Annotated in this window: 18 protein-coding genes; 14 read left to right on the top strand and 4 right to left on the bottom strand. The window is 41.9% G+C overall.

The genetic code is table 11. The features are described from left to right. The first annotated feature begins 177 nt into the window (after positions 1 to 177). Both QM887_RS04380 and QM887_RS04375 read left to right on the top strand, forming a co-directional pair. Positions 178 to 552, top strand: coding sequence for a CidA/LrgA family protein (locus QM887_RS04380; RefSeq protein ID WP_049530030.1), 375 nt, complete (start codon positions 178 to 180; stop codon positions 550 to 552). Beyond that, the gene (locus tag QM887_RS04375) at positions 549 to 1,244 is read left to right on the top strand and encodes an LrgB family protein (RefSeq protein WP_049508971.1); all 696 of its coding nucleotides are present in this window, start codon (positions 549 to 551) and stop codon (positions 1,242 to 1,244) included. Before QM887_RS04380 ends, QM887_RS04375 begins: the two co-directional genes overlap by 4 nt. A 66-nt stretch (positions 1,245 to 1,310) precedes the next feature. On the opposite strand, the gene QM887_RS04370 is transcribed toward QM887_RS04375, so the two are convergent. The 4 genes from QM887_RS04370 to QM887_RS04355 all read right to left on the bottom strand — a co-directional run bounded on the left by QM887_RS04370 (position 1,311) and on the right by QM887_RS04355 (position 4,918). Then, the gene (locus tag QM887_RS04370) at positions 1,311 to 2,852 is read right to left on the bottom strand and encodes an ATP-binding cassette domain-containing protein (protein ID WP_414270687.1); all 1,542 of its coding nucleotides are present in this window, start codon (positions 2,850 to 2,852) and stop codon (positions 1,311 to 1,313) included. A gap of 254 nt (positions 2,853 to 3,106) precedes the next feature. Then, positions 3,107 to 3,838, bottom strand: coding sequence for a hypothetical protein (locus QM887_RS04365; RefSeq protein WP_414270686.1), 732 nt, complete (start codon positions 3,836 to 3,838; stop codon positions 3,107 to 3,109). Positions 3,839 to 3,853: 15 nt separating this feature from the next. Continuing rightward, positions 3,854 to 4,549 carry an ABC transporter ATP-binding protein gene (locus QM887_RS04360; protein WP_049549024.1) on the bottom strand — a complete coding sequence of 232 codons (696 nt, stop codon included), beginning with the start codon at positions 4,547 to 4,549 and terminating at the stop codon, positions 3,854 to 3,856. A gap of 3 nt (positions 4,550 to 4,552) precedes the next feature. Beyond that, complete coding sequence (locus tag QM887_RS04355; RefSeq protein WP_414270685.1) at positions 4,553 to 4,918, bottom strand: GntR family transcriptional regulator; 366 nt, start codon at positions 4,916 to 4,918, stop codon at positions 4,553 to 4,555. Positions 4,919 to 5,057: 139 nt separating this feature from the next. Here QM887_RS04355 and nrdR point away from each other — a divergent pair, with 139 nt between their 5' ends. The 12 genes from nrdR (at position 5,058) to glmS (ending at position 20,971) form a co-directional block, all read left to right on the top strand. Beyond that, positions 5,058 to 5,531: a transcriptional regulator NrdR gene (nrdR, locus tag QM887_RS04350; RefSeq protein WP_001203674.1), complete on the top strand. Its 474-nt coding sequence runs from the start codon at positions 5,058 to 5,060 to the stop codon at positions 5,529 to 5,531. Next, positions 5,532 to 6,698, top strand: coding sequence for a DnaD domain protein (locus QM887_RS04345; protein ID WP_414270684.1), 1,167 nt, complete (start codon positions 5,532 to 5,534; stop codon positions 6,696 to 6,698). Next, positions 6,699 to 7,595: a primosomal protein DnaI gene (gene dnaI / locus QM887_RS04340; protein WP_414270683.1), complete on the top strand. Its 897-nt coding sequence runs from the start codon at positions 6,699 to 6,701 to the stop codon at positions 7,593 to 7,595. It abuts the gene before it with no gap. Continuing rightward, positions 7,592 to 8,305, top strand: coding sequence for an NADPH-dependent oxidoreductase (locus tag QM887_RS04335; RefSeq protein ID WP_414270682.1), 714 nt, complete (start codon positions 7,592 to 7,594; stop codon positions 8,303 to 8,305). The genes dnaI and QM887_RS04335 overlap by 4 nt, the downstream gene beginning before the upstream one ends. Before the next feature lie 13 nt (positions 8,306 to 8,318). Further along, positions 8,319 to 9,629 carry a ribosome biogenesis GTPase Der gene (gene der, locus QM887_RS04330; protein ID WP_075227285.1) on the top strand — a complete coding sequence of 437 codons (1,311 nt, stop codon included), beginning with the start codon at positions 8,319 to 8,321 and terminating at the stop codon, positions 9,627 to 9,629. Between the two features lie 592 nt (positions 9,630 to 10,221). Further along, positions 10,222 to 12,735 carry a preprotein translocase subunit SecA gene (secA, locus tag QM887_RS04325; RefSeq protein WP_414270680.1) on the top strand — a complete coding sequence of 838 codons (2,514 nt, stop codon included), beginning with the start codon at positions 10,222 to 10,224 and terminating at the stop codon, positions 12,733 to 12,735. An 81-nt stretch (positions 12,736 to 12,816) separates the two neighbouring features. After that, positions 12,817 to 13,848 (top strand): 3-deoxy-7-phosphoheptulonate synthase, encoded by a 1,032-nt coding sequence (locus QM887_RS04320; RefSeq protein WP_414270678.1) that lies wholly within the window; start codon positions 12,817 to 12,819, stop codon positions 13,846 to 13,848. 1 nt (position 13,849) lies between these two features. Further along, positions 13,850 to 14,881 carry a 3-deoxy-7-phosphoheptulonate synthase gene (locus tag QM887_RS04315; RefSeq protein WP_414270677.1) on the top strand — a complete coding sequence of 344 codons (1,032 nt, stop codon included), beginning with the start codon at positions 13,850 to 13,852 and terminating at the stop codon, positions 14,879 to 14,881. 46 nt (positions 14,882 to 14,927) lie between these two features. Continuing rightward, on the top strand, positions 14,928 to 15,299 hold the full coding sequence (acpS, locus tag QM887_RS04310; RefSeq protein ID WP_414270676.1) for a holo-ACP synthase: 372 nt from the start codon (positions 14,928 to 14,930) through the stop codon (positions 15,297 to 15,299). Further along, positions 15,280 to 16,383, top strand: a complete 1,104-nt coding sequence (gene alr, locus QM887_RS04305) for an alanine racemase (protein ID WP_414270674.1) — start codon at positions 15,280 to 15,282, stop codon at positions 16,381 to 16,383. The genes acpS and alr overlap by 20 nt, the downstream gene beginning before the upstream one ends. 24 nt (positions 16,384 to 16,407) lie before the next feature. Next, positions 16,408 to 18,423: an ATP-dependent DNA helicase RecG gene (gene recG / locus QM887_RS04300; RefSeq protein WP_414270673.1), complete on the top strand. Its 2,016-nt coding sequence runs from the start codon at positions 16,408 to 16,410 to the stop codon at positions 18,421 to 18,423. A gap of 739 nt (positions 18,424 to 19,162) precedes the next feature. Then, a complete protein-coding gene (gene glmS / locus QM887_RS04295; protein ID WP_414270672.1) occupies positions 19,163 to 20,971 on the top strand; it encodes a glutamine--fructose-6-phosphate transaminase (isomerizing) in 1,809 nt (602 codons plus the stop codon). Positions 20,972 to 21,293: the final 322 nt, after the last annotated feature.

The following is a 21,293-nucleotide window of genomic DNA, read 5'->3' as shown; positions in this document are numbered from 1 at the left end:
ATCTCCTTTCCCTCTATAATAGTGTAATCATACTAGTGTATCTATGATGCTTGCGCACGCAATTAGTATACACCTTTTTGGCTTGGATAGCAAGAAGGATGTTTCTTATATATTTCCTTGAAATTTTCTGAAAAAAGAGTAAACTGGTATGCAGAAAGTCTATTTGTGGAGTTTACAATGAAGTTATATGTTCAGTTAATGATTCTCTTTGTGATTTCTTTAATCGGTGAAGGAATCTCCAGTTTTTTTCATTTGCCCATCCCTGGAAGTATCATCGGCTTGATTATTCTGTTTCTAGCCTTGCAGTTCAAGTGGCTGCGTACTCGTCATGTCAACATGGTTGGAAATTTTCTCCTAGCCAACATGACCATTCTTTTTCTACCTCCTGCGGTTGGAATTATGGAGAAGTTTGATGTGATTGCTCCCTATCTTCTGCCGATTGTCTTGATTGTCTTTTTTGCGGCAGTAATCAATATCATCTTGATTGCGCTTGTGGTTCAATTTATCAAAAAACGCTATGAAGGTGACTACGAAGAAAGAGGTGCTAAATGAGCGAATTTGTATCCAATCCCCTTTTTGGGATCGCCCTGTCCATCTTAGCCTATCTTGGGGGAATGATGATTTTCAGACGCTATCCTCATCCCTTAACGACTCCCTTGTTGCTGTCAGCTATTTTTATAATTATCTTTCTAAAGGTAACTGGTATTTCCTATCAAGATTACTACCAAGGTGGGGTTTATCTTAATAACTTGATTGTTCCTTCAACAGTGGCTCTAGGAATTCCCCTCTATAAGAGTTTCCACTTGATGAAGCATCATGTTAGGAGTATTTTGCTGGGGAGTTTCTTAGCTGTCATCGTCAATACCTCTTTTACAGCCCTAGTCGCAAAAATCTTTGGCATGGACTTTTTCCTAGCTATTTCCCTCTTTCCTAAGTCAGTAACGACTGCTATGGCAGTAGGGATTACAGAAAAGTTGCAGGGCTTGACTACCGTGACCCTAGTAGTTGTAGTAGCAACGGGGATTTTGACCAGCGTTATCGGACCAACGCTTTTGAAATGGCTAAAAATAGACGATCCAGTAGCTGCTGGATTAGCCCTGGGTGGAACAGGTCACGCTGTTGGAACTGGAACGGCCTTTCGTTATGGACCGGTTGCAGGTGCTATGGGAGGACTAGCCATCGGTGTTACAGGAATTCTCTATGTATTTGTGAGTCCTATTGTAGCTAATTTGATTTTGAGTTAAAAACCAAGGATTTTTGATTTCCTTGGTTTTTTTCTATGGATGCGAAAGCAGTTTATGTTTTTCGTTTTATTTAGTCAATCTTATGACCTGGTCGTAGCGTTTTAGATCTTCTTCTGTATAATGGTGAATAACTTCAATAACAGTCTGTGGCATAGAAAAGAGGAGATCGCTGATTTTTCGACTATTTTCCAAGTCAAGATTGGCCTTAATCTCATCGGCTAAGATAAGTTGGCTATTGTGATAGAGGGCGCGAGCTATTTCTATGCGTTGTTTCTCGCCGCCAGATAGACTATCATTGCTGAGCGTTCTATGCTTCAAGTCCTCTAAACCAGTCTGTCTCAGGATCTTATCCAATCTATTCTGGTCTATGACGGAGCCCAGGGTGATATTGTCAGTTAGTGATAAATCATCAAAATAATGACTGGATTGGAGGATGTAAGAACTAATGCTGGTGATTTCTTCCCGACTAAGAATTTGTCCAGCAAAGCTAATGTGTCCACTCGTAGGGTTTTGATCTCCATGGATAATATTCAGGAGAGTGGTTTTGCCAGTGCCACTCTCGCCGATGATGGCAATTTTTTCTCCTTGCTTGATACTAAGTGAGAGAGGTGCTAAAATCACTTGCTGTTCGATCTCCAAAGAGAGATTCTCCACTTGGATAGGATAGATGTCTGGAATAGGCTTGGTAAAGTTATGCTTTGCCTGGCTAAGAAGCTTTTGATATTTCTTACAGAGATAGGTGGTGGATTTACGAGTGTTGTTAAAATAAGCTAGTTCTTGAAATTGATAGCCGATATTGTGAGATACGAGATAAATAGCTACAAAACTGGCTGCGCTGAGGTGGCCATAGTAGGTCATAAAACCACCGATGACAATGGGAGCGACGGAACAAAAGGCGTCAATACTATTGATGAGGAGACTATTGATGGTGCGCTGTTTTTCATAGTTTATTTCTGCATCAAGACTATGTTGTAGCTGCTCCGAATAACGATTGAAAAAGAAAGTTTGCCCGTGATAATGGCGGATTTGTTGACTTCCGCTGATGAAACTTGTCAAAGTTGCTAGATAGCTTTGATTGATTTTAGAACGAGCCTCGGAGAGATTATCTAAGCGTTTGGCCCCGATGGAGCTACAAAGGACTGGGAGAGAGTAAAAAAGGATAAAAATGAGTCCCAGATAGAAGTTGGTCCACAAGGCATAAGAGACCGAAACGCTGGTAAATCCAATGGAAGAAATAATAATCACTGTAGGCTCGATATAGCTTGTCTCCAGTTGCTTGACATCATTTTCCAAATCAGACAGAAGGTCTTGCTCAGCAATGGCATAACTGTTTAAAAATTGATGAAAAATGGCACTTTTAAGGCCAAATTTGAAATCGGTTATGAGACGGGCATAGTAGTATCTTTTGCCAGCCAACCCGATAAGCAGGATGAGATTGCCTAAAATTCCCAAGATTAGAACTTTCCAGAGTAATTCGAGGTCCTGATTCGTAAAACTAGCCACTATATTCTGAACGAGGGCAGGTGTGATAATCGCTTCAAGCCAGGTGATGATAATTGATAAAAAATAGAGAATGAGGTGTTTCTTTGTTACAAATCTTCTAAGCATAAAGTGGGAACCTCCTAGTAAAAGCAACTTTATAAAGGTATTATACTCTTTTTTGTAAAATATTTCACATGAAATAAAGTTTTAGGTTTAGAAAATGCAACTATTTAGACGAAGAACGAATCTGCGCTAAAAGTCTTTAAAATCAGAAAACGCATATTATCAGGTCTTGAAAAACCTTGATAATATGCGTTTTATCATAGAAAGAGCTACTTCATTTTCTACTAAAATTAAGCTTTTGCCCAGCCTCTGACTGATTACTGAAGATTAACTTTATTCTTCAAGATATAGTAAGTACCGAGGTAGAATCCAGCAATTAGGATTAAATCCGTAAAGATTTCAAATGTAAGCATCATATTGAAATTAGTATCTATGCGAAGGTTGAGACCGACAAAACCGAGCACAATCTGGATAACAATATAGGCTAAAACCGCGAGTGCTGTGCGGTATTCATTGAAAAGTTGTCCGATAGAGATTGCCAAGTAGATGCAGAGGATTCCTGAAATTGTGCTGATGATGAATGAAATTAGATATAAGCCGATACTGTCTAGGTACTGTTGGAACAAGTCTTTGAAAGCAAGGAAATTAACAGAATTAGGCTCAATGATCACAAGAATGATATAAATGCTCAGAACCAAGACTGCTGAACTGATCAGAGACCAAATGAAGGCCCCCAAGAGTTTGGCTAAGATAATCTGGTGTTCGGAAACTGGCAAGGTCAAAGTAAGATAACCTTGTCGATCATAGACACTACCCTTGAAGCGACGGATGATCAAAATTAAGGTTGAAATCCCAAGTGTAATCATCAAGCCACCAAACACGAGTGCTAGAAAAATAAGTAGAATAGGTTGACTTTCTTTGATAGGAATATCGTTATAAGTCCTTGCTTGAATTCCGATAAGAGCAGAAAGCGCCAATACAGCACCATAGAGGGCTAAATACCATTTGTTAACATTTTTAAATTCATAACGAACTAAATTCCAAAACATAATAATCTCCTTTAACTAGGCTTTGAATTCATGACGGAAGAGTTGGTCGATAGACTCTCCAGACTCGTAGCGAATATCATCAACATTTCCTTGACGGACGACTTTTCCATCCTTTAGGAAGACAATCTCATCCAAGATTGGTTCAATATCTGAAATCAAGTGGGTCGAAATCAAGACAGTCGAAGTTGGAGAGTAGTTGTTGATAATGGTGTTCAAGATATAGTCACGAGCTGCTGGGTCTACACCCCCGATTGGTTCATCAAGCACATATAGACGAGCATCGCGACTCATGACAAGAATCAACTGAACCTTTTCTTTGTTCCCTTTTGAGAGTTTCTTGAAACGGCTATTCTCATCGATGCCAAGATCACGAAGGAGACCTTGAGCACGTTCCAGATTAAAATCTTGGTAGAAGGTCTTGAAATAAGTGAGAGCTTCCTTGACCTTCATCTGCTCGTTGAGATAGGTCGTATCAGGGAGATAAGAAACAATCGCTTTAGTTGCTGGGCTTGGCTCCATGCCATTGATAAGGATACGTCCTTCCTCTGGCTGTAGCAAGCCGTTGATTAGTTTAATCAAGGTTGTCTTTCCAGAACCGTTTGGGCCAAGGAGACCAACGATTTTTCCAGCTGGAATTTCAAGGGAAACATTTGTAAGAGCAGGACTTGCTCCATAGGATTTTGACACATTTTCTAATGCTAACAAAGTCATAGTTTAAACTCCTTCAATATAATCTCTCAAAACAGTCGGTAGTTCTTCTTTTTCATAACCAAATTCTACCATGCCTGTTACAAACTGTTGCAACTGTTCTTCTGACAGTTGCTTACGGGATTGGAGAATTAAATCCAAATCCTCTGTGACAAAGCGTCCTGACGTTCGCTTGGTATAGACAAAGCCTTCTCTCTCCAAGTCCGCTAGGGCACGCTGGATGGTGTTGGGATTGACACCTGCCTCGCTAGCCAATTCTCTAACGGTTGGAAGCTGTTGATTGGGCTCGAGTTTATGGGAAATAATCTGCAATTTGATTTTCTCCATAATCTGCAAATAAATGGGTTTATTGTTATCAAATGTCCAAGACATCACGATCTCCTTTCTAATTACCTTTGTGTTAATTCAATAATACAACAAAACAAAAAACTTGTCAAGCCAAAAGGAGAATTATTTTGGGAATCTCTTAAAAAATGGTATAATGAAAAGAAAACGACAAGGAGGGAAAGGCATGCGTTGTCCAAAATGTGGCGCTACAAAATCAAGTGTGATCGATAGTCGCCAGGCTGAAGAAGGAAATACAATCAGAAGAAGACGTGAGTGTGAAGAGTGTCAGCATCGTTTTACAACCTATGAACGTGTTGAAGAGAGAACACTAGTTGTGGTCAAAAAAGATGGTACACGGGAACAATTTTCAAGAGATAAAATCTTTAACGGGATTATTCGTTCAGCCCAGAAACGTCCAGTGTCTAGTGATGAAATTGGCATGGTGGTCAATCGCATCGAACAAAAACTCCGTAGTCGCAATGAAAATGAAATTCAGAGTGAGGTTATTGGCTCCTTGGTTATGGAAGAGTTAGCAGAGTTAGATGAGATTACTTATGTACGTTTTGCCAGTGTTTACCGTAGCTTTAAGGATGTGAGTGAGCTTGAAAGCCTACTCCAGCAGATCACACAATCCTCTAAAAAGAAAAAGGAAAAATAAATGAAGCCAAATGACCGTTTTTCTTTTGTAAAGAATAATCGGGTGTCGCAAGATACCTCATCAATGGTGCAGTGCTACCTCCCGATTATCGGTCAGGAGGCGCTGAGCCTCTATCTTTATGCTGTGACTTTTTGGGATGGTGGCCAAAAGGAGCACCTCTTTGCAGCCATGCTCAACCATCTGAATTTTGGGATGGATAGTCTTTTAAAGGCTTTTAAAACTCTGACAGCCATGAAATTGGTGACCCTCTATCAGCAGGGGGAGACCTATAGCCTGTTACTTCATCCTCCCTTATCAACTCAAGAATTTTTACAACATACAGTTTATCGGACCTTGTTAGAAAAAATGATTGGGGATAGTGCGGTTGCAGCCATGAGACAGGAAAGTGTTGAAGGAGAGCCGATCTCGGTGGCCTTGAGTCAAATTTTCCCTCAGTTATCCGAGTCTGTGAGTCAAGAAACCTCTAGCAGTCAGCCTACGGCAGATGATTTTGATTTGGAGCATTTTCGTCAGCTCATGGCCCGTGATGGTCTTCGTTTTCAAGATGAGACTTCGGATGTTTTGGCCTTATTTGCAATAGCAGACGAGCAAAGGTGGACTTGGTTTGAGACTTATCAAGTAGCAAAAGCGACAGCAGTGTCGCAAGTGATTTCTGTCAAACGCATCCGTGAAAAGATAGCGCAAAAGCCTGTGACTTCTGAGTTTACTCCCAAGGAGGCAACCATTATCCGAGAGGCTAAGAAAAAGACAGCCTTGCAGTTCCTTGCTGAAATCAAGCAGACCCGCAAGGGAAGTATTACCCAGACTGAACGGGACCTGCTCCAGAAGATGGCAGCCTTGGGCTTGTTGGATGAAGTAATCAATGTTATCTTGCTCCTGACCTTTAATAAGGTTGATTCGGCCAATATCAATGAAAAATACGCCATGAAGGTAGCTAATGACTACGCTTATCAAAATATCCGTAGTGCCGAGGAGGCAGTTCTCCGTATTCGTGAACGTGGCCAAAAAGCAAAAACGCAAAAGCAGAATCAGACTGCCCCAGCAAAAACCAATGTGCCTAAATGGAGCAATCCTGAATATAAGAATGAAACTAGCGAAGAAACTCGCTTAGAACTAGAACGTAAGAAAAAAGAAATGTTAGCTCGATTAGAAAAAGGAGGAGACTAGATGGAAAGTGTCGGAGACGTACTCAAGCGTCAACCAAGCCGATTTCAGTATCAGGATTTGGTCCAGCAAATTGTGAAGGACCCTGATGTTGCAGCCTTTATCCAGAAAGAATCTCTCAGTCAGGAGGAGTTGAACCGAAGTATTTCCAAGTTTAACCAATACATCACTGAGAGAGATAAGTTCCTCCGAGGAGATACAGACTATATTGCCCGTGGCTACAAGCCTATCCTAGTCATGAACCATGGCTATGCAGATGTCTCTTATGAAGAGACTCCGGAGCTAATCGCAGCAGAAAAAGAAGCGGCGATTAAAAACCGTCTCAAGCTAATCAATCTTCCAGCTAGTCTTAAAAAAGCTAGCTTAGCTCAAGTAGACTTGGATGATTTGGGGCGCTTGTCCGTTTTTGAAAAGCTCCTAGCCTTTGTGGAGCAATATCCAGCTATTCGAAAAGGTCTCTACTTATATGGAGACTTTGGTGTGGGTAAAAGTTTCATGGTAGCTGCCCTAGCTCATGACTTGTCTGAAAAACGTGGTGTTTCATCAACTCTCCTCCACTATCCTAGCTTTGTCATCGATGTCAAAAATGCCATCGGTGATGGGAATGTCAAGACCTTGGTGGATGAGATTAAGCTGGCTGAAGTTTTGATTTTAGATGATATTGGTGCTGAGCAATCAACAGCTTGGGTGCGTGATGAAATCTTGCAGGTGATTCTTCAGTATCGCATGCAGGAAGATTTACCGACTTTCTTTACTTCAAACTTCAATTTTGAAGATTTGGAAAAACATTTTGCAAAAGGCAAGAACGGAAATGACGAAACTTGGGAAGCCAGACGTGTCATGGAACGTATCCGTTACCTTGCTGAAGAAACACAACTAAAAGGAGAAAACCGTCGATGACAGAAACAATCAAATTAATGAAGGCTCATACTTCAGTGCGTAGATTTAAGGAGCAAGAGATTCCCCAAGAAGATTTAAATACCATTTTGTCTGCAGGACAAATGGCTTCTTCTTGGAAAAATTTCCAATCGTATTCTGTGATTGTAGTTAGAAGTCAAGAAAAGAAGGATGCCTTATTTGAGTTAGTTCCTCAAGAAGCGATTCGCCAGTCTGCTGCCTTTCTGCTCTTTGTCGGTGACCTAAACCGTGCAGAAAAAGGGGCTCGTCTCCATACGGATGTATTCCAACCTCAAGAGGTGGAAGGACTCCTCATCACTTCAGTAGATGCTGCGCTTGCTGGGCAAAATACCTTGCTTGCGGCAGAAAGCCTAGGCTATGGAGGAGTGATTATCGGTTTGGTGCGTTACAAGTCTGTTGAATTAGCAGAATTGTTCAAGCTTCCAGACTATACCTATCCAGTATTTGGGATTGCACTAGGTGTGCCAAATCAACAGCATGATGTAAAACCAAGATTGCCACTTGAGAATGTTGTCTTTGAGGAAGAATACCAAGAGCAGTCAACTGAGGCTATTGAAGCCTATGACCGTGTACAGACTGAATATGCAGGTGCGCGTGCGACTACAACTTGGAGTCAACGTTTGGCAGAGCAATTCGGCAATCCAGAACCAAGCTCAACTCGAGAAAATCTTGAGCAGAAGAAGTTATTGTAGAAAGTGAGAGAACATGGCCTTACCAACTGTTGCCATTGTGGGACGTCCCAATGTTGGGAAATCAACCCTATTTAACCGTATCGCGGGAGAACGCATCTCAATCGTAGAAGATGTTGAAGGTGTAACGCGAGATCGTATCTATGCCACAGGTGAGTGGCTTAACCGTTCTTTTAGTATGATTGATACTGGGGGGATCGATGATGTCGACGCGCCTTTCATGGAACAAATCAAGCACCAGGCAGAAATTGCCATGGAAGAAGCAGATGTTATCGTCTTTGTCGTGTCTGGTAAAGAAGGAATTACAGATGCGGACGAATATGTTGCCCGTAAACTGTATAAAACTCATAAACCAGTCATCCTAGCCGTTAATAAGGTTGACAATCCAGAGATGCGAAATGATATCTATGATTTCTATGCTCTGGGCTTGGGTGAACCACTACCGATTTCATCTGTGCACGGTATCGGGACAGGGGATGTGCTAGATGCTATTGTGGAAAATCTCCCGCATGAAGTTGAAGAAGAAAATCCAGATATCATTAAATTCAGCTTGATTGGACGTCCAAATGTCGGAAAATCTAGCTTGATCAATGCCATTTTGGGAGAAGACCGCGTCATTGCTAGCCCTGTAGCTGGTACCACTCGTGATGCCATTGACACTCATTTTACAGATGCTGACGGTCAAGAGTTTACCATGATTGATACGGCTGGTATGCGTAAGTCTGGTAAAGTTTATGAAAATACTGAGAAATACTCTGTCATGCGTGCTATGCGTGCTATTGACCGTTCAGATGTAGTTTTGATGGTCCTCAATGCCGAGGAAGGTATTCGTGAGTACGACAAGCGTATCGCAGGATTTGCCCACGAAGCTGGTAAAGGGATGATTATCGTGGTCAATAAGTGGGATACTCTTGAAAAAGATAACCACACCATGAAAAACTGGGAAGAGGATATCCGTGAGCAGTTCCAATACCTGCCTTACGCACCGATTATCTTTGTTTCAGCTTTAACCAAGCAACGTCTCCACAAACTGCCTGAGATGATTAAGCAAATCAGCGAGAGCCAAAATACCCGTATCCCATCAGCAGTCTTGAATGATGTGATTATGGATGCTATTGCCATCAATCCAACACCGACAGACAAAGGGAAACGCCTCAAGATTTTCTATGCGACGCAAGTGGCAACCAAACCACCGACCTTTGTTATCTTTGTGAATGAAGAAGAACTCATGCACTTCTCTTACTTGCGTTTCTTGGAAAATCAAATCCGCAAGGCCTTTGTCTTTGAAGGAACACCAATCCATCTGATTGCGAGAAAACGGAAATAAAAAAGCAAGATCTGGAATGCGATTTCCAGATCTTTTTGCTATAATAAAACAAGGAAAGGATTAGAGAGGTGTGAGATGGAGAAGTTAGTGAAATTGTTGGTTTTAGCGCCCTACTTTTACTTTTTTCGTTGGCAAGGGAAGGTACAGCCAGGAAGTAAGTACTTTTCTGTCTTTTACTATTTTTATTGGTTTTATATGCCTCTAGTAGCCTTGTTTAGTCTAGTTTTCACTCTTTTTTCGCTAGTCTTATTTAACTTTATTTTACAAGAACCAAGGGATCTTGCTAGATGGGTGATTTGGCTACTTTTAGTACTTTTATCCTTAGTCAATGACTGGAAAATATATGCTTGTCTAAAGTTTATGAATAAGCTGCGATTGGAAAAGAAAAAATCTAGTCTTCCTTGAAAGAAATAGGCAAGCTTGTACCTGAAAGAAAACTAGCCTCGGAAGTGGAATTTTAAAGGGGCTAATCATAGAGATTGGCTCTTTTTTCGTCTTTAGGGAAAACGGAATATTTCTTGAAAAAAATGGGCAAATATGCTACAATAAAAAGAACATTCTAAAATATTCAGAATTTAAAGTAAGGAAAAAAATGGCAAATTTATTAAAATCAATCATCGAAAATGATAAAGGAGAAATTCGTCGTCTGGAGAAGATGGCTGATAAGGTCTTTAAATATGAAGACCAGATGGCTGCCTTGACAGATGAAGAACTGCAAGCAAAAACGGTAGAGTTTAAAGAGCGTTACAAAAATGGTGAATCACTGGATTCATTGTTATATGAAGCATTTGCGGTTGTCCGTGAGGGAGCTAAGCGTGTCCTTGGTCTCTTCCCATATAAGGTTCAGGTTATGGGTGGTATCGTTCTTCACCATGGTGACGTTCCTGAGATGCGTACGGGTGAAGGTAAAACCTTGACAGCGACGATGCCTGTATACCTCAATGCTCTTTCAGGAAAAGGGGTTCACGTAGTTACGGTCAATGAATACCTTTCTGAACGTGACGCGACTGAGATGGGTGAATTGTACTCATGGCTCGGCTTGTCAGTAGGGATTAACTTGGCAGCAAAATCTCCAATGGAGAAAAAAGAAGCCTATGAGTGTGATATCACTTACTCAACCAACTCAGAGATTGGTTTCGACTACCTCCGTGATAACATGGTTGTCCGTGCGGAGAATATGGTTCAACGTCCGCTTAACTATGCCTTGGTCGATGAGGTAGACTCTATCTTGATTGACGAAGCTCGTACTCCTTTGATCGTTTCAGGAGCCAATGCAGTTGAAACCAGCCAACTCTACCACATGGCTGACCATTTTGTGAAGTCTTTGGATAAGGATGACTATATCATTGATATTCAGTCTAAGACGATTGGTCTATCAGATTCAGGGATTGACAAGGCCGAAAGCTACTTCAATCTAAGCAACCTCTACGATATTGAAAATGTTGCTCTGACTCACTTTATCGATAACGCCCTTCGTGCCAACTACATCATGCTTCTTGATATTGACTATGTGGTCAGCGAAGAGCAGGAAATCTTGATTGTCGACCAATTTACCGGTCGTACCATGGAAGGTCGTCGTTATTCTGATGGCTTGCACCAAGCGATTGAAGCTAAAGAAGGTGTGCCAATCCAAGATGAAACCAAGACTTCAGCTTCTATCACCTACCAAAACCTCTTCCGTATGTACAAGAAGTTGTCTGGTATGACAGGTACTGGTAAGACTGAGGAAGAAGAATTCCGCGAAATCTACAACATTCGTGTTATTCCTATCCCAACAAACCGTCCGGTTCAACGTATCGACCACTCAGACCTACTCTATGCAAGTATCGAGGCTAAGTTTAAGGCTGTTGTCGAAGATGTAAAAGCTCGCTACCAAAAAGGTCAACCTGTCTTGGTTGGTACGGTTGCAGTTGAAACCAGTGACTACATTTCTAAAAAATTGGTAGCTGCAGGCGTTCCTCACGAAGTATTGAATGCCAAGAACCACTACAAAGAAGCTCAAATTATCATGAACGCTGGTCAGCGTGGTGCAGTTACAATCGCGACTAACATGGCCGGTCGTGGTACCGACATCAAACTTGGTGAAGGTGTTCGTGAACTTGGTGGACTTTGTGTCATCGGTACAGAACGTCATGAAAGCCGTCGTATCGATAACCAGCTTCGCGGACGTTCAGGTCGTCAAGGGGATCCAGGTGAATCTCAATTCTACCTTTCTCTTGAAGATGATTTGATGAAACGCTTTGGTTCAGAACGCTTGAAAGGTGTTTTTGAACGCCTCAATATGTCTGACGAAGCTATCGAATCTCGCATGTTGACCCGTCAAGTAGAAGCAGCTCAAAAACGTGTTGAGGGAAACAACTACGATACTCGTAAACAAGTCCTTCAGTACGATGACGTCATGCGTGAACAACGTGAGATTATCTACTCACAACGCTACGATGTTATCACTGCTGATCGTGACCTTGCTCCTGAGATTCATGCCATGATTAGACGTACAATTGGTCGTGTTGTTGATAACCACGCTCGTGCTAAACAAGATGAAAAATTAGAAGCAATCCTCAACTTTGCTAGATTCAACCTCTTGCCAGAAGATTCTATTTCTCTTGATGACTTGTCAGGCTTGTCAGATAAAGAAATCAAGGAAGAACTCTTCCAACGTGCTTTGGTTGTTTACAATAACCAAGTATCTAAGTTAAGAGATGAAGAAGCAGTTAAGGAATTCCAGAAGGTATTGATCCTACGTGTGGTTGACAATAAATGGACTGACCATATCGATGCCCTTGATCAGTTGCGTAATGCTGTTGGTCTCCGTGGTTATGCTCAGAACAACCCAGTCGTAGAATATCAAGCAGAAGGTTTCCGTATGTTTAATGATATGATTGGTTCGATTGAGTTTGACGTGACTCGTTTGATGATGAAAGCTCAAATTCATGAACAAGAACGCCCACAGGCGGAGCGTCATATCAGCACGACAGCGACTCGAAATATTGCTGCCCAGCAAGCTGACCTTCCTGCAGATTTGGATGTCAGCCAAATCAAACGTAATGACTTGTGCCCATGTGGATCAGGTAAGAAGTTTAAAAACTGTCACGGAAAACGACGTTAAGATTGAATGAATTTCAGGCGGATGCCTAGTGAAAAGTGAATTTTCACTTGGCGTCCGCTTGCTTTATAAGGAGGATGAAATATGGTATTTACAGCCAAAAGCCCTAAAATTAATATCCAAGAAGTTCGTAGTTTATCTAAATTAGAAGGTCAGGCCCTTGCCAAGAAACACCAACGGGATCAAGAACTTGAAGCGATTATTCGTGGTGAAGATCAGCGTATTCTCTTGGTGATTGGACCATGTTCATCTGATAACGAAGAAGCAGTAGTCGAGTATGCTAAGCGTCTCTCAGCCTTGCAAGACGAAGTCAAAGACCGTGTCTTTATGGTCATGCGTGTCTATACTGCTAAACCACGTACAAATGGTGACGGTTATAAGGGCTTGATTCATCAGCCGAATGCTAAAGAAGCGCCTAGCCTCATCAATGGGATCAAGGCCGTTCGTCATCTGCATTATCGCGTTATTTCTGAAACAGGGATGACGACAGCAGATGAGATGCTATATCCAGAAAATCTTCCCTTGGTAGATGATCTAATTTCCTACATGGCAGTTGGGGCTCGTTCTGTCGAAGACCAGCAACACCGTTTTGTAGCTAGTGGAGCAGATTTTTCAACTGGCTTTAAAAATCCAACATCTGGCAATCTCAATGTCATGTTTAATGGGATTTATGCGGCACAAAATAAGCAAAGTTTCCTTTTCTTGGGGAAAGAAGTCGAGACGACTGGAAATCCACTCTCTCATGCTATTCTTCGTGGGGCCCTCAATGAATACGGGAAAAATATTCCTAACTATTATTACGATAATCTAGTGGACACTATTGCCCAATATGAAGAGATGGGGCTTGAAAATCCATTTATCATCATCGATACTAACCATGATAATTCAGGAAAACAATACATGGAACAGATCCGTATTGTTCGCCAAACCTTGATTAACCGCGACTGGAATGAAAAGATAAAAAAATATGTTCGTGGATTTATGATTGAATCCTATCTAGAGGATGGACGTCAAAATGAGCCAGAGGTCTTTGGTAAATCTATTACGGATCCGTGTCTAGGTTGGGAAAATACGGAAGCTTTGGTTCGAGAAATCTATCAAAGACTAGGAGAATAAAATGGCATTTATTGAAAAAGGTCAAGAAATCGATATTGAAGCGATAAAAGCAGAAACACAATTATCTGCAGAGGCTTTGAGTCGTAAGGAAAGTCGTGATCGTGAATTAGCAGAGATCATCTCTGGTAAGGATGAGCGTATCCTACTAGTCATAGGGCCATGTTCTTCTGACAATGAAGAAGCAGTCCTTGAGTATGCTCATCGCTTGTCGGACTTACAGAAAAAAGTGGCCGATAAGATTTTTATGGTTATGCGCGTTTATACAGCTAAACCACGTACCAATGGAGATGGCTATAAGGGCTTGGTGCACCAACCAGATACTTCAAAAGCGCCGAGCTTGATTAATGGTTTGCAGGCTGTTCGCCAGCTACATTATCGGGTCATTACTGAAACAGGATTGACAACAGCAGATGAGATGCTTTACCCGTCTAATCTCGTTTTGGTTGATGATTTGGTCAGCTACCATGCGGTGGGGGCGCGTTCTGTGGAGGACCAGGAGCACCGCTTTGTGGCTTCAGGGATTGATGCGCCGGTTGGGATGAAAAATCCAACTTCTGGTAATTTGTCGGTCATGTTCAATGCCATCTATGCGGCGCAAAACAAGCAAACCTTCCTTTACCATGGACAAGAAGTTGAGACATCTGGCAATCCCTTGGCCCACGTCATCCTTCGTGGGGCCTTAAATGAGTATGGAAAAAATGAACCCAACTTTTACTATGAAACCCTGTTAAACTCAATCCAAGGTTATGAGAAAATGGGCTTGGAAAATCCTTTTATCATCATTGATACCAACCATGATAATTCAGGCAAGCAGTATTTAGAGCAAATCCGCATCGTGCGCCAGACTTTGCTCAATCGTGATTGGAATGAGAAAATCAAGAAAACAGTTCGTGGGTTCATGATTGAGTCTTACCTAGCAGATGGTCGTCAAAACCAGCCAGAAATCTTTGGCTGTTCGATTACAGATCCATGTCTAGGTTGGGAACATACAGAAGCCTTGGTAGAAGAAATTTACGCTACCTTAACAAAATAAGTGAAAAGGATGGAGTTGGGGGTATCTCAACTTCTTTTGATGAAAAATGATAGTTGGACATGGTATTGATATCGAAGAATTAGCGTCAATACAAGAGGCGGTTGAAAGAAAAGACAGTTTTGCCCAGCGTGTTTTGACGGTCAAGGAACTGGAACGCTTTTCTGGACTTAAAGGACGCAGAAAAATAGAATATCTAGCAGGGCGTTGGTCTGCCAAAGAAGCTTTTGCTAAGGCTATGGGAACAGGTATAGGCAAGCTTAGTTTTCAGGATTTAGAAATCTTGAATGACGAGAAGGGTGCCCCTTATTTTAGCCAAGCTCCTTTTCATGGTAAGATTTGGCTATCGATCAGCCACACTGAACAATATGCAACTGCAAGTGTAATTTTGGAGGAATCTCATGAAAACAAGTCCACATAGACCAACCAAGGCTCTTATTGATCTAGGGGCAATCCGCTATAACATCCAGCAAATGGGAACTCATATTCCACAAGGGACTCTCAAATGGGCGGTTGTAAAGGCTAATGCATATGGTCATGGGGCGGTCGCTGTTGCGACGGCTATCCAGTCAGATGTTGACGGATTTTGCGTTTCAAATATCGATGAAGCACTGGAACTTCGTCAGGCAGGTATTGCTAAGAAAATTCTCATTTTAGGTGTATCCGAGGTCGAGTCAATTTCACTAGCTCAAGAATTTGATATTACCTTGACGGTAGCTGGTCTAGAGTGGGTGCAAGCCTTGTTGGCTGGTTATTCAAACCTATCTGGGCTAACAGTTCATCTTAAAATCGACTCAGGTATGGGACGAATTGGTTTTAGAGATGCTAGAGAAGCCCAAGAGGCCCAAGTTTTGCTTCAGGAACATGGTGCTTATGTTGAAGGGGTTTTTACTCACTTTGCGACTGCAGATGAGAAGTCAGAAGCCTACTTTGATCAACAATTGCAGCGTTTCAAAGAGATTCTAGCAGAATTTAAAGATTTGCCAGAACTGGTTCATGCAAGCAACTCGGCTACAACCCTCTGGCATGCGGAAACTATTTTCAAAGCAGTTCGTATGGGGGATGCTATGTACGGACTCAATCCTAGTGGACAGGTCTTGGAATTGCCCTATGACCTCAAGCCAGCCTTGTCCTTGGAATCTGCCTTGGTTCATGTCAAGACAGTTTCAGCAGGTGCTTATGTAGGCTATGGAGCTACTTATGAAATTGATACCGAACAAGTTATCGCTACTCTACCAATCGGCTATGCAGATGGTTGGACACGAGATATGCAGAATTTTTCAGTTCTGGTTGATGGGCAATTGTGCCCCATCGTAGGGCGTGTATCCATGGACCAAATCACCATTCGCTTACCTAAGCTTTACCCATTGGGTACCAAGGTAACTTTGATTGGCTCAGACGGTGATAAAGAAATTACTGCAACAGACGTAGCAGTTTACCGAGGGACCATCAATTATGAGGTGGTTTGCCTCCTCAGTGATCGAATTCCAAGAGAATATTATTAAGAAACAGATGGAAAGGAGAGTAGCATGAATTTACATCAACCCTTGCATGTCTTGCCTGGCGTGGGACCTAAATCAGCAGAGAAATATGCCAAACTAGGAATTGAAAACTTGCAAGATCTCTTGCTTTACTTTCCTTTCCGTTATGAAGATTTCAAGACCAAGCAGGTACTAGAGCTAGAAGATGGCGAGAAGGCGGTTCTGTCTGGTCAGGTGGTAACGCCAGCTAGTGTTCAGTATTATGGATTTAAGCGTAATCGCCTGCGCTTTAGCCTCAAGCAGGGAGAGGTTGTTTTTGCGGTCAATTTCTTTAATCAACCTTACCTAGCAGATAAGATTGAACTGGGTGCGATTCTTGCTGTATTTGGTAAGTGGGATCGTGCCAAGGCTAGTTTGACAGGGATGAAGGTTTTGGCCCAAGTGGAGGATGATCTTCAACCAGTCTATCGTTTGGCTCAAGGAATTAGTCAAACAGCCCTGGTTAAGGTGATTAAGACTGCCTTTGATCAGGGATTGGATCTTTTGATTGAGGAAAATCTCCCCCAAACCTTGCTAGACAAATATAAGCTCATGTCACGTTGCCAAGCTGTTCGTGCTATGCACTTTCCTAAGGATTTGGCAGAATACAAACAAGCCCTTCGTCGGATCAAGTTTGAGGAACTCTTTTATTTTCAAATGCAATTGCAAAGCCTCAAATCTGAAAACATGGTCCAAGGAAGTGGGTTGGTCCTGAATTGGTCTCAGAAAAAACTAACTGCAGTAAAAGAAAAGTTGCCTTTTGCTTTGACTCAAGCTCAAGAAAAGAGTCTGCAAGAAATCCTGACAGATATGAAGTCGGACCATCACATGAATCGACTCTTGCAAGGGGATGTCGGTAGTGGGAAGACAGTGGTTGCGGGTCTAGCGATGTACGCAGCTGTAACGGCTGGTTATCAGGCAGCCCTCATGGTACCGACAGAGATTCTTGCAGAGCAACATTTTGAAAGTCTAGAAAGTCTATTTCCTGATTTGAAACTAGCTCTCCTAACAGGTTCATTAAAAGCTGCAGAAAAACGCACGGTTTTGGAAACTATTGCCAAGGGCGAGGTCGATGTGATTATCGGAACTCATGCTCTGATTCAAGATGGGGTAGACTATGCTAAACTCGGTTTGATTATCATCGACGAGCAACACCGTTTTGGTGTGGGACAAAGGCGTATTTTACGTGAAAAAGGAGAAAATCCAGATGTCCTCATGATGACGGCAACACCGATTCCACGGACTTTAGCTATCACAGCCTTTGGAGATATGGATGTTTCTATTATTGACCAGATGCCAGCAGGACGCAAGCCAATCGTAACTCGCTGGATCAAGCATGAGCAACTGCCCCAGGTCTTGACTTGGTTGGAAGGTGAGATTCAAAAAGGTTCTCAAGCCTATGTCATTTCGCCCTTGATCGAAGAATCTGAAGCCCTGGATTTGAAAAATGCTATTGCTTTATCGGAAGAATTGTCGGCTCATTTTGCAGGAAAAGCAAAAGTTGCTCTCTTACACGGAAAGATGAAGAGCGACGAGAAAGACCAGATTATGCAGGATTTCAAAGAGAGAAATACAGATATTCTGGTTTCGACAACGGTTATCGAGGTTGGGGTCAATGTGCCAAATGCGACGGTTATGATTATCATGGATGCTGACCGTTTCGGACTTAGTCAGCTTCATCAGCTCAGAGGTCGTGTTGGTCGTGGAGATAAGCAGTCCTATGCGGTGCTTGTGGCCAATCCTAAAACGGACTCTGGAAAAGACCGCATGCGCATCATGACAGAAACCACCAATGGTTTTGTCCTTGCAGAAGAAGATTTAAAAATGCGTGGCTCTGGTGAGATTTTTGGAACCAGACAGTCAGGTCTACCAGAGTTTCAAGTGGCTGATATTATCGAGGACTTCCCAATACTTGAGGAAGCCCGCAAAGTAGCAAGCTATATCAGTTCACTACCTAACTGGCAAGAGGATCCAGAGTGGCATGTGATTGCCCTAAATCTAGAAAAGAAAGAACATTTGGATTAAGCTTTCTCTAAGAAAATCTTAAGTTTGCTTTTAGGAAGGCGTCCTATACTAGAGTCATTAAAAAGAAATGAGGACTCTCACATGACTATTAAAGTAAATTATCAAAAAACGTTTCAACAGGAACAAACACCTTCTCCTAAATACTAAGTAAAAGAGCGGTAACGCTCTTTTTGTATGGAGATTCTAAGGTAAGGGGTTGAATAGATACTTGTATTGGTAGGACTCACTGAATTCATCCTCTTCAACATCACTTCAAACTAGGTCTTGGTCTTATCTGGAAAGCTCCAAACAGTAATGTTAGAAACTTGTGGCTAGTTTCCTACGGGCTCTTCAATTTTCATTGAGTTTTGGGAACTTGCTTTTAGTTTTTTCTAAGGAAAATATAAGCTATGTTTTAGGAAGAGATTTTATACTGGGTTCATCAAAAAGAAACGAGGACTCTCACATGACAATGACGATTAAAGTAAATTATCAAAAAAACTTTCAAGAAGTAGTAAAGGCAGACAAGCTTGCTACAAAATAGTAGTTATTAAGGGCGGTAAAGCCCTTTTTAAATACTTGCTTTAGGCGAAATATGATAGATTTTTAGTAGATAGAATCGGCAGAATCACGCTATACCAATTTTTATTCTTGACAAGTAAAAGAAACAAGTATATACTGTTTTTGCTGATTCTGTAAAGCGAGAATTAGACTATACCAATTTAAGGGGAAAGCACAGCTTGTCTGTGTCGTATATACTATGTGTGGAATTGTTGGTGTTGTTGGAAACACAAATGCAACTGATATTTTGATTCAAGGGCTTGAAAAGCTCGAATACCGTGGTTATGATTCTGCGGGAATTTTTGTCCTAGGTGGTGCTGAAAACCATTTGGTGAAGGCTGTTGGTCGTATTGCAGAATTGTCTGCTAAAACTGCTGGCGTTGAGGGGACAACTGGCATTGGACATACTCGTTGGGCCACTCACGGTAAACCAACAGAAGACAATGCTCACCCACATCGTTCTGAGACAGGCCGTTTTGTATTGGTACACAATGGGGTGATTGAAAATTATCTTGAAATCAAGGAAGAATACCTTGCAGGTCACCACTTCAAGGGGCAAACAGATACAGAAATCGCTGTACACTTGATTGGAAAATTTGTTGAAGAAGACGGCTTGCCAGTACTTGAAGCCTTCAAAAAAGCTCTTCACATCATCCGTGGTTCTTATGCTTTTGCCTTGATTGACTCTGAAAATCCAGATGTCATCTATGTAGCCAAGAATAAATCACCACTCTTGATTGGTCTTGGAGAAGGCTATAACATGGTCTGCTCGGACGCCATGGCCATGATTCGTGAGACTAACCAATACATGGAAATCCATGACCAAGAGTTGGTTATCGTCAAGGCTGATAGTGTTGAAGTGCAAGACTATGATGGCAATTGTCGTGAGCGTGCTAGCTACACTGCGGAGCTAGACTTGTCAGACATCGGTAAGGGAACATACCCTTACTATATGCTCAAGGAAATCGATGAGCAACCAACGGTGATGCGTAAGTTGATTCAAGCCTATACTGATGAGGCTGGTCAAGTAGTGGTAGATTCGGCTATCATCAAGGCTGTTCAAGAGGCAGACCGCATCTACATTCTAGCAGCTGGGACTTCTTACCACGCAGGATTTGCTTCTAAGAAAATGTTGGAAGAATTGACAGGTACGCCAGTTGAACTTGGTATCTCATCTGAGTGGGGGTATGGTATGCCACTTCTCAGCAAGAAACCACTCTTCATCTTTATCAGCCAATCTGGTGAAACAGCTGATAGCCGTCAAGTTTTGGTTAAGGCCAATGAAATGGGAATTCCAAGCTTGACAGTGACAAATGTGCCAGGATCAACTCTGTCACGTGAAGCCAATCATACTATGTTGCTTCATGCAGGTCCTGAAATTGCCGTTGCTTCAACCAAGGCATATACTGCGCAAATCGCAGCTCTTGCCTTCCTTGCGAAAGCGGTCGGTGAAGCAAATGGCAATGAAAAAGCCAAAGCCTTTGATTTGGTTCATGAGTTGTCAATCGTGGCTCAGTCTATCGAATCAACCCTTTCAGAAAAAGAATTGATTGATAGTAAGGTTCGTGAGCTTCTTGAAACAACACGCAATGCCTTTTACATCGGACGTGGTCAAGATTACTACGTAGCCATGGAAGCCAGTCTTAAGCTCAAAGAAATCTCTTATATCCAATGTGAAGGTTTTGCGGCTGGAGAGCTCAAGCATGGAACTATTGCTTTGATTGAAGAAGGAACGCCTGTATTGGCCCTCTTGTCAGACCCGGTCCTTGCCAACCACACTCGTGGAAATATCCAAGAAGTGGCAGCACGTGGCGCTAAGGTCCTGACTATTGCAGAAGAAAATGTTGCTAAAGATACCGATGATATTGTCCTTACGACCGTACACCCTTACCTCTCACCAATCTCAATGGTCGTACCAACACAATTGGTCGCTTACTTTGCAACTCTACACCGTGGACTTGATGTGGACAAGCCACGTAACCTTGCTAAGTCAGTAACGGTAGAATAAACTAATACTCATCAAAAATCTCTTTAAACTACGTCAGCTTCCATCCGCAACCTCAAAACACTGTTTTGAGCAACCTGCGCCTAGCTTTCTAGTTTGCTCTTTGATTTTCATTGAGTATAAGAGTTTAAATCATAACAAAAAGTGAACAAAATAGTTTTCTGGAAATCAGAATGCTATCTTGTTCACTTTTTTATATACTTAATGAAAATCTATGACTAAACTAGTTCTTTTGTGTAGATGTCTCCAAGCATCGCTTTGAGGTTCTAGATAAGAGTGACGAAGTCAGTCTCATTACACCAATTTGATATTGTAGAGAAAACGG

The organism is Streptococcus infantis (assembly GCF_047460875.1).
GTDB lineage: Bacteria > Bacillota > Bacilli > Lactobacillales > Streptococcaceae > Streptococcus > Streptococcus infantis_AA.
This window is presented reverse-complemented; position numbering and strand designations above follow the sequence as displayed.